Annotated in this window: 15 protein-coding genes; 10 read left to right on the top strand and 5 right to left on the bottom strand. The window is 59.8% G+C overall.

All coding sequences use genetic code 11. The annotated features are described in order from the left end of the window. The first annotated feature begins 137 nt into the window (after window positions 1-137). From RS75_RS04335 to queE, 10 genes are all read left to right on the top strand, one after another. On the top strand, window positions 138-1565 hold the full coding sequence (locus tag RS75_RS04335; protein WP_045017705.1) for a mannose-1-phosphate guanylyltransferase/mannose-6-phosphate isomerase: 1428 nt from the start codon (window positions 138-140) through the stop codon (window positions 1563-1565). Between the two features lie 325 nt (window positions 1566-1890). Continuing rightward, window positions 1891-3123, top strand: coding sequence for an ABC transporter substrate-binding protein (locus RS75_RS04340; RefSeq protein WP_045017706.1), 1233 nt, complete (start codon window positions 1891-1893; stop codon window positions 3121-3123). A gap of 141 nt (window positions 3124-3264) precedes the next feature. Then, window positions 3265-4167, top strand: coding sequence for a carbohydrate ABC transporter permease (locus tag RS75_RS04345; protein WP_045017708.1), 903 nt, complete (start codon window positions 3265-3267; stop codon window positions 4165-4167). Then, window positions 4160-5101, top strand: a complete 942-nt coding sequence (locus RS75_RS04350; RefSeq protein WP_045017710.1) for a carbohydrate ABC transporter permease — start codon at window positions 4160-4162, stop codon at window positions 5099-5101. The genes RS75_RS04345 and RS75_RS04350 overlap by 8 nt, the downstream gene beginning before the upstream one ends. Window positions 5102-5106: 5 nt before the next feature. Continuing rightward, window positions 5107-6195: an ABC transporter ATP-binding protein gene (locus tag RS75_RS04355; protein ID WP_045017713.1), complete on the top strand. Its 1089-nt coding sequence runs from the start codon at window positions 5107-5109 to the stop codon at window positions 6193-6195. A 59-nt stretch (window positions 6196-6254) separates the two neighbouring features. Next, window positions 6255-7019, top strand: a complete 765-nt coding sequence (locus RS75_RS04360; protein WP_045017715.1) for a sugar phosphate isomerase/epimerase family protein — start codon at window positions 6255-6257, stop codon at window positions 7017-7019. Between the two features lie 23 nt (window positions 7020-7042). Next, a complete protein-coding gene (locus RS75_RS04365; RefSeq protein WP_045017880.1) occupies window positions 7043-8176 on the top strand; it encodes a Gfo/Idh/MocA family protein in 1134 nt (377 codons plus the stop codon). A gap of 172 nt (window positions 8177-8348) precedes the next feature. Further along, complete coding sequence (gene queC / locus RS75_RS04370) at window positions 8349-9059, top strand: 7-cyano-7-deazaguanine synthase QueC (protein WP_045017718.1); 711 nt, start codon at window positions 8349-8351, stop codon at window positions 9057-9059. Next, on the top strand, window positions 9059-9415 hold the full coding sequence (gene queD / locus RS75_RS04375; RefSeq protein WP_045017720.1) for a 6-carboxytetrahydropterin synthase QueD: 357 nt from the start codon (window positions 9059-9061) through the stop codon (window positions 9413-9415). Before queC ends, queD begins: the two co-directional genes overlap by 1 nt. Next, entirely contained in the window at window positions 9412-10167 is a 756-nt protein-coding gene (queE, locus tag RS75_RS04380; protein ID WP_045017722.1) for a 7-carboxy-7-deazaguanine synthase QueE, read from the top strand. The genes queD and queE overlap by 4 nt, the downstream gene beginning before the upstream one ends. 237 nt (window positions 10168-10404) lie before the next feature. Here queE and RS75_RS04385 read toward each other — a convergent pair whose 3' ends face one another. Genes RS75_RS04385 through RS75_RS04405 form a run of 5 tightly spaced genes read right to left on the bottom strand, consistent with a single transcriptional unit; the run spans window position 10405 to window position 15147 of the window. Further along, entirely contained in the window at window positions 10405-11454 is a 1050-nt protein-coding gene (locus RS75_RS04385) for a Gfo/Idh/MocA family protein (RefSeq protein ID WP_045017724.1), read from the bottom strand. A 6-nt stretch (window positions 11455-11460) separates the two neighbouring features. Continuing rightward, complete coding sequence (locus RS75_RS04390) at window positions 11461-12246, bottom strand: ThuA domain-containing protein (RefSeq protein WP_045017726.1); 786 nt, start codon at window positions 12244-12246, stop codon at window positions 11461-11463. A gap of 56 nt (window positions 12247-12302) precedes the next feature. Then, window positions 12303-13331 carry an ABC transporter ATP-binding protein gene (locus RS75_RS04395; RefSeq protein WP_045017729.1) on the bottom strand — a complete coding sequence of 343 codons (1029 nt, stop codon included), beginning with the start codon at window positions 13329-13331 and terminating at the stop codon, window positions 12303-12305. Between the two features lie 11 nt (window positions 13332-13342). Further along, on the bottom strand, window positions 13343-14176 hold the full coding sequence (locus tag RS75_RS04400) for a carbohydrate ABC transporter permease (RefSeq protein WP_045017731.1): 834 nt from the start codon (window positions 14174-14176) through the stop codon (window positions 13343-13345). Beyond that, window positions 14173-15147: a carbohydrate ABC transporter permease gene (locus RS75_RS04405; RefSeq protein WP_045017733.1), complete on the bottom strand. Its 975-nt coding sequence runs from the start codon at window positions 15145-15147 to the stop codon at window positions 14173-14175. Before RS75_RS04405 ends, RS75_RS04400 begins: the two co-directional genes overlap by 4 nt. Between the last annotated feature and the right edge of the window lie 62 nt (window positions 15148-15209).

Raw genomic sequence — 15209 nt, forward strand, 5'->3', positions numbered from 1 at the left:
CCCGCATTCACCAAGCTTTCACAAGGTGAACTTATGAGCTTGCGCTCGTCCGCCCGTGAACAGATGATGGCGGTATTGGCAAATATGTATATTGTCCGGCCCGCCGGAATTTTTTTAAAGTTGGAAAGGTTTTTGCTGTGAAGGAACAAACTCGAAAGATCACGCCGGTTCTTCTTGCAGGCGGGGCGGGATCGCGGCTTTGGCCGGTATCGCGCGATCAGTTGCCCAAGCAGTTCCAGCCGCTGGTCGGCAATCTTTCGACCTATCAGCAGACGCTCACACGCGTGGGCGACAAGACGCTTTATTCCGAACCGCTGGTGATCACCAACGAGGATTTCCGCTTCTTCGCCCGCCGTCAGGCGGAAGAGATCGGCTTGCCGGCGACGGTGGTTCTCGAGCCCGCCCGCCGCGACAGCGCGGCCGCCATGGCGGCCGCCGCCGTGCTGGCCGAACGCCGGGAGCCGGGATGTCTGGTGCTGGCGCTGGCCGCCGACCATGTTGTGCTGGATGCTGACAAGTTCTCCGACGCCGTGAAGCTCGGCGCGAAAGCCGCCGATCAGGGCAATATCGTGGTCTTCGGTCTGGTGCCCACAGAGCCGCGCACTTCCTACGGCTATATCAAGCCGGGCGAGGCGATCGATGGCGAGGCAGACCTCAGCATCGTTGAAGCCTTCGTGGAAAAGCCGGATGTGAAAACGGCGATCTCCTATCTGGAAAAAGGCTATCTCTGGAACTCCGGCAACTTCCTGTTCCGCTCCGACGTGATGATTGCCGAACTGAAGGCATTCGCGCCGGAGATTCTCGCGGCAGTGACGCAGTCGGTCGAACAATATGAAAGCGACCTTGGCTTCGTGCGCCTGCATCAGGCAAGCTTCGAGGCCTCGCCGAAAAACTCCATCGACTATGCGGTGATCGAGAAGACGAAACGCATGGCGGTGGTGCACGGCCATTTCCGCTGGTCGGATATCGGCAGCTGGGACGCGATCTGGGAGATCGCCGACAAGCAGGGTAACGACAATGCGCTGGAGGGCGACGGTGTCTTCATTGATTCCGAGGGTTGTCTGATCCATTCGACGCAATTGCTGACGACGGTGGTGGGTGCGAAGGATCTGGTGGTGGTGGCTACCAAGGATGCGGTTCTGGTGGTCCCGAAAAATCGGGTGCAGGATGTAAAAGGGCTGGTGGAGACGCTGAAGGACGGCGAACATGCACCGCAGACACAGGCGCACAGGCGCGTCTATCGCCCGTGGGGTTACATCGAACATATGTATGTGGACGAGCGTTATCGCGTAGGCCACATTACGGTCGATCCCGGCCATCGCATCTCGTTCCAGAAACATTATCACCGCTCCGAACACTGGATCATCGTCAAGGGAACGGCGTCGGTGACGATCGGCGAGGAAACCCGACTGCTGACCGAAAACCAGTCGGTTTACATCCCCATTGGCCAGCCGCACCGGCTTGCCAATGAGGGGCAGATCCCGCTCGAACTGGTGGAAATCCAGACCGGCGCCTATATCGGCGAAGACGACGTCATTCGCATCGAGGATGATTATAAGAGATAATAGGATCGTTGCCCGCGCTGGAGCGGCATTTTATCCCGGCCGGTGAGGCCGGGATCATAGATCCATAGCATCTCTGTCATTACGCCGGATCAGGAGGCCAGCGCCGCATTGCCTGTGGGTTACGTGTAGCCGACCTCTTCGCGCCATTCGGCTTTTCCCAATCCCCCACCTTCTTTTCTTGGTAAAAAGCCAGTCGCCCGTCCCGTTTTGCGATCGTCCAAAACGCCTTGGGGAGCGATGGCGAGATTCATTGTCCTAGGCGGTTGCCTAATCAAAAATCTTCGCTTACGTTCCAACTGCAACGTTTCAGTGAGGGAGGAGACTCATGCGAATGCGCGTTATTTCTGCGGCCTTTTTGGCCAGTGTCATGATTCCGGCGGGTATTGCCGGGGCTACTGATCTTGAAGTTACTCATTGGTGGACATCGGGCGGCGAAGCCGCTGCCGTCGCCGAACTCGCCAAGGCTTTCGATGCCACCGGCAACAAATGGGTGGACGGCGCCATTGCAGGCTCGGGCGGCACCGCCCGCCCGATCATGATCAGCCGTATCACCGGCGGCGACCCGATGGGCGCTACCCAGTTCAACCATGGCCGACAGGCGGAAGAGCTGGTGCAGGCCGGCCTGATGCGCGACCTGAGCGACGTTGCCGAAAAGGGCAAGTGGAAAGAGGTCATCAAACCGGCAAGTCTGCTCGACAGCTGCACCATCGACGGCAAGATTTATTGCGCCCCGGTCAACATCCATTCCTGGCAATGGCTGTGGCTTTCCAACGAAGCCTTCAAGAAGGCGGGTGTCGAGGTTCCGAAGAACTGGACCGAGTTCGTCGCCGCGGCGCCGGCTCTGAAAAAGGCAGGCATCCAGCCGCTCGCGCTTGGCGGTCAGGCCTGGCAGGCCAACGGTCTGTTCGACACGCTGACGCTGTCGATCGGCGGTAAGGACCTCTATCAGAAAGTCTATGGCGACAAGGATGCCGAAGCGGCGGCCGGTCCCGACATGGCGAAGATTTTCGTAGCTGCCGTCGCGGCCCGCGACATGGCCAAGGGTACGAATGTTCAGGACTGGAACCAGGCCACCAACATGGTCATCACCGGCAAGGCCGGCGGCCAGATCATGGGTGACTGGGCGCAGGGCGAGTTCCAGCTCGCAAAACAGAAGGCCGGTACGGATTACACCTGCCTGCCGGGGCTCGGCCTCAACGACTACATCACCACCGGCGGCGACGCCTTCTATTTCCCGGTTCTGAAGGACGAGGAGAAAACCAAGGCGCAGGACATACTGGCCGCGACCATCGTCGACCCGAAAACGCAGGTCGCTTTCAACCTGAAGAAAGGCTCGCTGCCGATCCGCGGCGACGTCGACCTCAATGCGGCCAATGACTGCATGAAGAAGGGTCTGGAAATTCTGGCCAAGGGCAATGCGCTGACCAGCACTGACCAGCTGATTTCCGCCGATACCCAGAAGCAGAAAGAAGACCTGATGGCGGAGTTTTTCGCCGGCGCGATGACTGCTGAAGATGCGCAAAAGCGCTTCGTTGACCTCATCGGTTCGGCTGACTGACCGCAACCTCTTGTGCGGCGGGTGGCGCATCCATCCGCCGTAAGCTCCCTGCGGGACGCGTAAACACGCAATCCGGAGGATTGGGCGAGGCCTTTGTGGCCTTGCTTGGCTATCAACGGTAACGTTACAGGAGGGTCATCCATGGCGGGTCAAGCGCGCTCCGGCCGCCCCAAACAACTTTTCCGCAATCTCAATTCGAAGATTGCATCCATTCCCATGATCTTGACCGCCGTCGTGATTTTTCTCGGCGGAACGGTCTGGACGGTGATTTATTCATTCACCAATTCCAAGCTTCTGCCGCGTGCGAGCTTTATCGGTTTCGATCAATATGAACGGCTGTGGGCTGCGCCGCGCTGGATCATTTCCATCCAGAATCTGGCGATCTACGGCATTCTGTCGCTGATCTTCAGTCTGGTGATAGGCTTCGTGCTGGCGGCGCTGATGGACCAGAAGATCCGCTTCGAAAACACCTTCCGCACCATCTTCCTTTATCCCTTTGCTTTGTCGTTCATCGTGACAGGCCTTGTCTGGCAATGGCTGTTGAACCCGGAATTCGGCATTCAGTCCGTGGTTCGCTCGATGGGATGGGAAAGCTTCACCTTCGATCCGCTTTATAATTCTGAGATCGTCATATACGGCATCCTGATCGCGGCGCTCTGGCAGGGTACGGGGCTCGTCATGTGCCTGATGCTGGCTGGTCTTCGCGGTATCGACGAGGATATCTGGAAGGCGACACGCGTCGATGGCATCCCCATGTGGAAAACCTATATCCTCATCATCATTCCCATGATGCGGCCGGTCTTCATCACCACGCTCGTCATCATCGCCAGCGGCATCGTCAAGGTCTACGATCTGGTGGTGGCGCAGACCAGCGGCGGGCCGGGCATCGCGTCCGAAGTGCCGGCGAAATATGTCTATGACTACATGTTTCAGGCGCAGAACCTGGGGCAGGGTTTCGCTGCCTCGACCATGATGCTTCTGACCGTCGCCATCATCGTCATCCCATGGGCCTACCTCGAATTTGGAGGCAAGAAGCGTGGCTAATATCAGCACATTGAACACGGTCGCTGCCGCAACCGATGCGGTTGCCGGAGCGCTTTCCGGCCCGCGCGGCAAGAAGCCGAGAAAAACCTTTTCCCGGCGCAACATCATTCTCTACGGCACGCTGTTCGTCGCCGCCGCCTATTACCTGCTGCCGCTTTACGTGATGGTCGTCACCTCACTGAAGGGCATGCCGGAAATCCGGCTCGGCAACATCTTCGCGCCGCCGGTGGAAATCACTTTCGAGCCTTGGGTGAAAGCCTGGGCGAATGCCTGCACCGGACTGAATTGCGACGGGCTTTCACGCGGGTTCTGGAACTCGGTGCGCATTCTCGTGCCTTCGGTCGTCATCTCGATCATCGTCGCTTCCGTCAGCGGTTACGCCATCGCGAACTGGAAATTCAAGGGTTCGGAACTGTTCTTCTCGATCCTCATCATCGGCGCCTTCATCCCCTATCAGGTGATGATCTATCCGATTGTCATCGTGCTGCGCGAAATGGGCGTTTATGGCACGCTGACCGGCCTCGTCATCGTGCACACCATCTTCGGCATGCCGATCCTGACGCTGTTGTTCCGCAACTATTTCGCTTCGTTGCCGGAGGAACTGTTCAAGGCGGCGCGCATCGACGGCGCCAATTTCTGGCAGATTTATTTCCGCATCATGCTGCCCATGTCACTGCCGATCTTCGTTGTGGCGATGATCCTGCAGGTTACCGGCATCTGGAACGACTTCCTGTTCGGCGTGGTGTTCACGCGGCCGGAATATTACCCGATGACCGTGCAGCTCAATAACATCGTCAACTCCGTGCAGGGCGTGAAAGAATACAACGTCAACATGGCCGCAACCCTTCTGACCGGGGCCGTGCCGCTGATCGTTTATTTCGTTTCCGGCAGGCTTTTCGTCCGCGGCATCGCCGCAGGCGCAGTAAAAGGTTGAGTTATATGAACAAAAGCGTTTCCATTCGCGATCTTTCCCTGTCCTTCGGCGCGGTGACCGTCCTGAAGGACCTCAATCTGGACATTTACGACGGCGAGTTCCTCGTGCTGCTCGGCTCTTCCGGCTGCGGCAAGTCGACGCTTCTCAATTGCATCGCCGGGCTTCTGGAGCCGACCGACGGGCAAATCTTCATCAAGGAACGCAACGTCACCTGGGAGGAGCCCAAGGATCGCGGCATCGGCATGGTGTTCCAGTCTTATGCGCTTTATCCGCAGATGACGGTGGAGAAGAACCTGTCCTTTGGCCTTCAGGTCGCCAAGGTACCGAAGGAGGAAATTGACCGGCGCGTTAAAAGAGCGGCCGGCATATTGCAAATCGAACCGCTGTTGAAACGCAAGCCCGCCGAGCTTTCCGGCGGCCAGCGCCAGCGCGTGGCAATCGGCCGGGCGCTGGTGCGTGACGTGGATGTGTTCCTGTTCGACGAGCCGCTGTCCAACCTCGACGCCAAGCTGCGCTCGGAACTGCGTGTCGAGATCAAGAGGCTGCACCAGGCGCTGAAAAACACGATGATCTACGTGACGCACGACCAGATCGAGGCGCTGACGTTGGCGGACCGCATCGCGATCATGAAAAGCGGCGTTATCCAGCAGCTGGCCGATCCCGTCACCATCTACAACAAGCCGAGGAACCTCTTCGTCGCCGGCTTCATCGGTTCGCCCTCGATGAATTTCCTGCGTGGCGAGTTGATCGAGAAGAACGGCAAGGTGGTCTTCACCACTAATGGCGTCAGTTTCTCGCTTGATGGCTATCAGCCGGAGACGCCGCTCGTTGCCGGCCGCGCCGTGGTTCTGGGCGTTCGCCCCGAACATGTACGCGTCGATGCCGACATTGTCAGCGGCGAGGTGCACGAGGCGATCGTCGATATCGAGGAGCCGATGGGCGCCGACAATCTGATCTGGCTCAAACATGCCGGTCACACCCTCTCGGTGCGCGTTGGCGGCCACAGGCGGTTTTCGCCTGGCACCAAAGTTCGCCTCGGCCTCGACCTGACAATGGCCTCGCTGTTCGACGCGCAGAGCGAAGAGCGGCTTTAGAAAGGCCCCGTTTTTAACCCCACACCATCCCAAGCCCCCACATCTCTATGGAGGAGATAATGACAGAACTCGGTTTCCAGCTTTACAGCGCCCGTAATTTCCAGCCTTTTTCCAATATTTTGAAGAAGCTGTCGGCGGCGGGTTACAAACAGGTCGAAGGTTACGGCGCCATGTACGCCTCGCTTGATGACGCCGGGCTGAACAGCCTGCGCGCCGAACTCGACGCCAACGGTCTTGCCATGCCGACAGGCCATTTCGGCCTCGACCTTCTTGAGGGTGATCCGAAAAAAGCCCTGAACATCGCCAGGGTTCTGGGCGTGGAGGCGATCTATTGCCCTTACCTGATGCCCGACCAGCGCCCGGCGGATGCGGCCGGATGGTTCGCCTTCGGCAAGCGCCTGCAGGAGGCGGGTAAACCCTTCGTGGATGCCGGGCTGACTTTCGGCTGGCATAACCACGATTTCGAGTTCAAGGTGCTCCCTGACGGCTCCACCCCGCAGGAGCAGATTTTTGCCGGCGGACCGGACCTGAAATGGGAAGCGGATATCGCCTGGATTATCAGAGGCAATGCTGATCCGCTCGCCTGGATCGAAAGCTACGGCAAGCGCATTACCGCCGTGCACGTCAAGGACATAGCACCATCAGGCGAGAACGCGGATGAGGACGGCTGGGCGGATGTCGGCCACGGCACCGTGGACTGGAAGGGTCTCATTTCTGCACTGAAGGCGAAATCCGCCGCGAAACATTTTGTGGTCGAACACGACAATCCCAAGGACATCGACCGGCTGATTACCCGCTCGATCGCATCCTTCCAAGCCTATTGAGTTCAATCTCCGGAGTTTTCATCATGCAAAGGGAACTTGGCGTCGGCATCATCGGATGCGGCAACATCTCGTCTGCTTACTTTTCGCTGGCGCCGCTCTTCAAGGGCATCAAGGTGCTGGCGTGCGCCGACCTCAACCGCAATGCCGCGGAACTGAGGGCGGAAGAATTCGGCGTTACCGCGCAGTCCATCGAGGAACTGCTTGCCAATAAGGACGTAGACGTGGTGGTGAACCTCACCATTCCCGCCGCGCATTTCCCGGTGTCGAAAGCGGCGCTGGAGGCGGGCAAACACGTCTATTCGGAAAAACCGCTGGTGCTTTCGCTGGAGGAAGGCGAGGAATTGCGGCGCATCGCCCGCGAAAAGAACCTCTCCGTCGGCTGCGCGCCGGATACCTTCCTTGGCGGCGCGCACCAGCTCGCCCGGCAATATATCGATGAGGGCAAGATCGGCCGCATCACCTCCGGCACATGCCACGTGATGAGCCCCGGCATGGAAATGTGGCATCCCAATCCGGGCTTCTTCTTCCTGAAGGGTGGCGGGCCGATCCTCGACCTTGGCCCCTATTACGTCGCCAACCTCATCAACCTCATCGGCCCGGTCAAGCGCGTCGGCGCGTTGACTTCCATGGCCAATCCCACCCGCACGGTGACCAGCCAGCCGCTGAACGGCGAGGTCATCCCGGTCGAAACACCGACCAACATCCATGCGCTGCTGGAATTCGTGAACGGTGCGACGATCACGCTTTCGGCCAGCTGGGACGTGTGGTCGCACCGCCACGCCAATATGGAGCTTTACGGCACCGAAGGCTCCGTCTACGTGCCGGATCCCAACTTCTTCGGTGGCGTGGTGGAGGCGAGTGGACGCGACAAGAATATCCAGCCGCTTGAAGACTGGGCGCACCCTTTCGGCATCGCCAATCAGGAAAGCCCGAACGGCCCGCGCGCCAATTACCGCACGGCTGGCCTTGCCGATATGGCGATTGCCATTCTGGAAGGCCGCGATGCCCGCTGCTCGCTGGATCGCTCCCTGCACGGCATCGACGTCATGACCTCGATACTCAAATCCGGGGAAGAAGGCCGCTTCATCGAGATGACCACGACCTGCACCCAGCCGGCCGCTCTCGGCATTGAGGAGGCGCAGGCGCTGCTGCGCTGAGGTGACGGACGATCAGACAGGCGGCGGAGGCAACTCCGCCGCTTTTTTGTTTTCAGCAGCAACAGCGCATCATCGCTCTCATCTTAAAGCTCTTCACAAGCCCTTTGCTTTGGTTTAAAGCCGCGCCGTATCCGGTCGCAGCCCACCCGGTCAAAACAAGGGACCCCAAATTATGAAAACCATCGTCATCTGCTCCGGCGGATTGGACTCCGTTTCGCTTGCGCATAAAATCGCGGCGGAACATGAACTTCTCGCTCTCGTTTCCTTCGATTATGGCCAGCGCCACAAGAAGGAGCTGGATTTCGCCGCCGATTGCGCAAGGCGTTTCGGCGTGCCGCATCATGTCATCGATATCCGCACCATCGGCGCACATCTCACCGGCTCGGCCCTGACGGACGACATTGCGGTGCCGGACGGGCATTATGCGGAAGAGACCATGCGCTCCACCGTGGTGCCGAACCGCAACGCCATCATGCTCACCATCGCCTTCGGTCTGGCCGCCGCGCAACAGGCGGATGCGGTGGCGATCGCTGTCCATGGCGGCGACCATTTCATCTATCCCGATTGCCGGCCGGGCTTCATCGACAGTTTCAACGCCATGCAGGCGCATGCGCTCGAAGGTTACGCCGACGTCACGCTTTTTGCGCCCTATGTCACCGTCTCCAAGGCGGCGATCGTTACCGATGGCGTGAAATACGGCACCCCCTTCGGCGAAACCTGGTCGTGTTACAAGGGTGGCCTGCGCCATTGCGGCCGCTGTGGCACCTGCGTGGAACGGCGCGAGGCCTTTCATCTCGCTGGCGTCACCGACCCGACCGACTACGAGGACCCCGATTTCTGGGTGGCCGCCACCCATGCCTATGCGGCGCAGGAGGTGCGCTGATGTTTCGCATCACCAAGGAGTTCCATTTCTCCGCCTCTCACCAGCTGAAAAGCCTGCCCGCCGACCACCAGTGCGCCCGTCTGCACGGGCATAATTACATCGTCGAGGTCGAACTATCAGGTGAAGAACTGAACGAGCACGGTTTCGTGCGCGACTATCACGAGCTTGCACCGCTGAAGCACTATATCGATGATCATTTCGACCATCGCCACCTGAACGACGTTCTCGGCCATGACCGGGTGACGGCGGAATGTCTGGCGAAGCACTTTTACGATTGGTGCAAGACGAGCCTGCCGGAAACCAGCGCCGTGCGGGTGAGCGAAACGGCCAAGACCTGGGCGGAATACCGGCCATGACGGCGGCTGCACGGAAGGTTGCAGCGAGGGAAACGGCGATCCGCATCAGCGAAATCTTCGGCCCGACCATTCAGGGCGAGGGGCCGCTGATCGGCCTTCCCACCGTTTTCGTGCGCACCGGCGGCTGCGATTATCGCTGCTCCTGGTGCGATACGTTGCATGCCGTTGATAGCGCGTATCGCGAGACATGGTTGCCTATGTCGGTCGAGGCCATCTGGCAGGAGGTGCGGCGGCTTTCCGGCGGCGTGCCGCTGACGGTGTCGCTTTCCGGCGGCAACCCGGCCATCCAGTCGCTTGGGCAGTTGATTGCGAAGGGGCATGGCGAGGGTTATCGCTTCGCGCTGGAAACGCAGGGCAGCATCGCAAAAGACTGGTTTGCCGATCTCGATCATCTGGTGCTCAGCCCCAAACCACCGTCGAGCGGCATGGAAACGGACTGGCAGGCATTCGCGGACTGTCTCACCGCCGCCGGCGACGGACCGCAGGTGGCGCTGAAAATCGTGGTCTTCGACGATGCGGATTATGCCTATGCCAAAGCGGCATCGGCGCGTTTCCCGCATTTGCCCGTTTACCTCCAGCCCGGCAACCACACGCCGCCACCGCCGGATGACGATGACGCGCGCGTGGATATCGACGGGGTCATGGACCGCATGTTGTGGCTGGTGGACAAGGCGAACGAAGACCGCTGGTTTTCGGCTCGCGTGCTGCCGCAGTTGCATGTGCTGTTGTGGGGGAACAAGCGGGGGGTGTGAGGTTGCGTAGGGATATCCCCACCGTGTTCTGTCCGAGAAAAGGGCGCGATGTGCTGGGCGAGCGGGTCCGTCTTGCTTTCTTCTCCCCGCCGGGGAGAAGGTCGCGGCAGCGGGATGAGGGGGCGACGTCAGCAATAGGCCGAGAGCTTGCCCCCTCATCCGACCCTTCGGGCCACCTTCTCCCCGGCGGGGAGAAGAAACATGCGGCAACGTTGTGCCGCATGACGCCCCTTAGCATCAGACCGAAACGGCCACTTCACGCCTCTCACGGTCGGCGACAATCGAGAGATCGAGCACCTTCTGCAAGTTTGCCGCGTGGCGGAAGTCTGGGTCGGCGACGCCGCCTTCCATGACGGCCTTGGCGAATTTTTCGTAATTCGTCGGCACCGGATCGACATCGATCGTCTTCCAGATCGCCTTCTCAACATCCTCGCCAACGCAGGTGCGCAGGCTGGAATAATCCGGCGTGTGGATGACTTCCAGCGCGCCCTTGTCGCCATGGATGCGCAGGCGAAGTTCGTTGAGGTGGCCCGTCGCCCAGCGGCTGGCGTGAATGACGCCCATGGCGCCGTTTTCCAGTTCGGCGGTCATGGTGAAGCTGTCATTGGCATCGAGATCGTAGGCGCCGATCTTGTTGCCCTCATATTTGTCGAAGGTCTTCAGCCGCGTGAAGATGCGCTCTACATCGCTGCCGGCGCCATAGGAGGCGAAGTCCAGAATGTGGATGCCGACATCACCCAGAACGCCGTTGGAGCCGTGCTTGGTGGAAAGCCGCCACAGCCACTTGCTTTCCGTCATCCAGTCGCCCCAGGCCTTGGAAACGAGCCAGCTCTGGAGATAGGAGGCTTCGAGATGGCGCACCTTGCCGATCTTGCCGGCCAGCACCATTTCGCGTGCCGCCTGCAAGGGGGCGACATTGCGATAGGTGAGGTTGACCATGGCGACGAGGCCCGCTTTTTCGGCTGCGTCTGCCATTTCGGCGGCTTTGGCGTAATTCTCCGCCAGCGGCTTTTCGCAGAAAACGTGTTTACCCGCCGCCAGCAATTTAAGGCTGGTGGGGTGGTGAATGGCATCCGGCGTGACGTTCGCCGCCGCGTCGAATTCGCCCCAGGCAATCGCGTCGTCCAGCGAGGTGAAGGAGAGCGGAATGTTGTGGCGAAGCGCGAAGGCCCGCACCACCACATCGTCCACATCCACCGCCGCCACCAGTTCGACGCCGGGGATTTGCGAGAAATATGTGGCATGGTTGTTGGCCATGCCGCCCGTTCCGAGAATGAGAAGTCTCATGGATTTTTACCTGTAACCTGCTTCGCCTGCCTTGTGCAGCTTGGGACCGCGTTCCTCGATAGGCTCCAGCGCCTTGTCGACGGGAACGTTGGGGGCAGCGTGGATGCTCGTCAGCGCGCCGGCCGGATTATAGGCCCATTTCACCGAGTTGCTGATGACCTTTTGCACATTGGCGTCGTGATAGGTCGGATAGGTTTCGTGGCCGGGGCGGAAATAGAAGATATTGCCCGCGCCGCGACGCCAGGTGAGGCCGGAACGGAAGACTTCACCGCCCTGGAACCAGGAGATGAAGACGGTTTCCAGCGGCTCCGGCACGGAGAACTGCTCACCATACATCTCCTCGTTTTCCAGCTCGAAATGCTCGGGCAGGCCGGCTGCGATCGGGTGGCGCGGATTGATCGTCCACAGACGCTCGCGTTCGCCGGCCTCGCGCCATTTCAGGGCGCAGGGGGTGCCCATCAACCGCTTGAACGGCTTGGAGAAGTGGCCGGAATGCAGGACGATGAGGCCCATGCCTTCCCATACGCGCTTGGCGACGCGCTCGACGATCTCATCCTCTACCGCGCCGTGGTCCTTGTGGCCCCACCAGACGAGAACGTCTGTCTTGTCCAGACGCTCCTGCGAAAGTCCGTGTTCCGGCTCCTGAAGCGTTGCGGTGGTGGCATTGATTTCCGGGTTCGTGTTCAGCGCGTCGGCAATGGTGTTGTGCATGCCATCAGGATAGATCGAACGCACCGTCTCATTGATGTGTTCGTGGATATTCTCGCCCCATACAACGGTGTTGATGGTCATTTTCATGCTCCTTGGTGAAAGCCGGAAGCTTGGGTGATCCGGCGAAAGTTGACTGTTCAGGCCGCGCCCCGCACGGGATTTCGGGCGAGCGCCTGGCCTTCCTTATCGAAACGGTGGATTTGCGCCGCATCAGGCACGAGGACGATATGCTCTCCTGGCTTGCGGTCGGTCACACCTTCCTCGCGGACGACGACAGGTTCGCCTGCGCCGATCTCGACATAGATGTAGCTGTCCGATCCCAGCATTTCCGAATGGATGATTTCGCCGTTCCACCCGGCCTCACCGGCAGCGATGGAAAGGTGTTCGGGCCGGATGCCGATGGTGGCCGCGCCTTCCGTCTCGGCATATTTGCCTGCGAGGAAGTTCATCTTCGGCGAGCCGATGAAGCCGGCGACGAAGGTGTTAACAGGGCTTTCGTAAAGCTCCAGCGGCGTGCCGATCTGTTCGACACGGCCGTCGCGTAGAACACAGATGCGGTCAGCCAGCGTCATGGCCTCCACCTGGTCGTGGGTGACGTAGATCATCGTCGTGTCATGCATCGAGCGATGCAGCTTGGCGATTTCGAGACGGGTGGCAACGCGCAGCGCGGCATCAAGGTTGGACAGGGGTTCGTCGAACAGGAACACCTTGGGGTCACGCACGATGGCGCGGCCGATGGCGACGCGCTGGCGCTGGCCGCCGGAAAGCTGCTTCGGCAGGCGTTCCAGATAGGGCGTGAGCTGCAGCATTTCGGCGGCAGCCTCCACGCGCTTGCGGCGCTGTTCCTTGTCTGCGCCTGACAGTTTCATGCCGAATGCCATGTTCTCGAACACAGTCATATGCGGATAAAGCGCATAGGACTGGAATACCATGGCGACGCCGCGCTTGGCGGGTGGCAGGCGGTTGACCGGCGCGCCGTCGAAGGAAAGCGTGCCGGCGGTGATTTCCTCCAGCCCGCAGATGAGACGCAGCAGCGTGGACTTGCCGCAGCCGGAAGGGCCGACGAAGACCATGAATTCGCCGGAGCGTATATCCATGTCGATGCCCTTGATGACATCGAAGGCGCCGAAGGATTTGCGAAGATCGCGCAGTTGAATGGTGGTCATTTTAATTTCTCCTAGCCTTTGACGCCGCCGGCGGTGAGGCCGGAAATGATGCGTCGCTGGAAGATCAGAACGAGGACGACGAGCGGGGCGGTGACGATGACGGATGCCGCCATGATCGTTCCCCAGGGGATTTCGAACTGCGAGCCGCCCGAAAGAAGTGCGATGGCGACCGGCACCGTGCGCTGTTCGTTCGATGAGGTGAAGGTGAGCGCGAAGAGGAACTCGTTCCATGCTGCGATGAAGGCGAGAAGCCCTGTCGTGACCAGCGCCGGCCACATCAGCGGCATGAAGACCTGGGTTATGATGACCCATGGCGTCGCGCCATCCACGATCGCCGCTTCCTCGATTTCAATCGGCAGGTCGCGCATGAAGGTTGTCAGCACCCACACCGTGAAGGGCAGGGTGAAGATCATGTAGGAAAAGATCAGCGCCAACGGCGTGTTGAAGATGCCTGCCCAGCGGATCAGTTCGAACAGACCGGCGAGAACGGCGATCTGCGGGAACATCGAAACCGACAGGATGGTGAGCAGAAGCAGCGAGCGTCCACGGAAGCGAACGCGAGCCAATGCATAGGATGCGGTTACCGCAAGGAACAGCGACAGCACGACGACTGAAGATGCAACGAACAGCGAGTTGCCGAGATTGCGCAGGAAAGTGCCATTGCCGATGACGAAAGTGTAGTTGGTCAGCGAGAAGTCACGGGGCCAGTAGTTGACCTGGAAAAGTGCCGAGCCGGATTTCAGGCTCGTCAGGATCGCGTAGTAGAACGGGAATACGGATATCACCATGATGATGGCGACCAGCGCATAAAAGGCGGTGGTTTTCAGGATGCCTGGCAGGGTCATCGCGAAGCTCCATCGGTGTTGACGCGCCCGAGCCACATGTAAACGACTGTTATCGAGGCGATGATGAGGAACAGCATTGTGGAAGCGGCGGCGCCATAGGCGAACTTATCAAAATCGAACAGGTTCTCGCGCGCCAGCACGGACATGGTGCGGGTCTGGGCGTTATTTGGCGTCAGAATATAGATAAGGTCGAAAACGCGCATCGCATCCAGCATGCGGAAAATGACGGCGACCATGAGTGCCGGCCGGATCATCGGCAGGGTGACGCGGAAGAACACTTTGACGGGGTGGATACCGTCCACCTTGGCCGCCTCATACATGTCCTTCGGCACCATTTGCAGACCCGCAAGGATGAGCAGCGCCATGAACGGCGTCGTCTTCCAGATATCGACGATCAGCACGGCGACCATCGCGGTGTCTGGATTGGCGGTCCAGGCGATCTTGTTGGAGATCAGGCCGAGATTGAGGAACAGGTCGTTCAATATGCCGAACTGGTCGTTCAACATCCATGCCCACATCTGCGCCGAAACGATGGTTGGAATGGCCCACGGCACCAGAATGGCGGCGCGCACCAGACCGCGTCCCCTGAATTCGGCGTTCAGCACCAGTGCGACGATGAGACCGAGAACGGTTTCGAAACTGACCGAGAGGACGGTGAACTTCAGCGTGTTGAGAACCGCACCCCACCAGGCGGGATCGGCCAGCAGGCCGCGATAGATGGTGCGTCCGCTGCTGAGCGTGATCCAGGTGAGGTAGTTCTTGAGGCCGACGAATTGCGCGCCGTCGAGATTGGTCAGCGACGCGTCGGTGAGGCTGAACCAGACGGTGCGCACGAGCGGCCAGCCGGCCACCATCGCAAGCACCAGAAACGTCGGGGCAAGAAAAAGCCAGGCGGATTTCAGGCGTTCCGACTGAAGGTCGGAGCCTGTGCCGGATGCCGCGACCGGTCTTTGAAGGGCGGTGTCGTTCATGGGAATATCTCGCGGTTGGGGCGCGGGAAACGATCAGGCAAGACCGCTTCCCGCGCGAGCCG

The organism is Rhizobium nepotum 39/7 (assembly GCF_000949865.1).
Classification (GTDB): Bacteria; Pseudomonadota; Alphaproteobacteria; order Rhizobiales; family Rhizobiaceae; genus Agrobacterium; species Agrobacterium nepotum.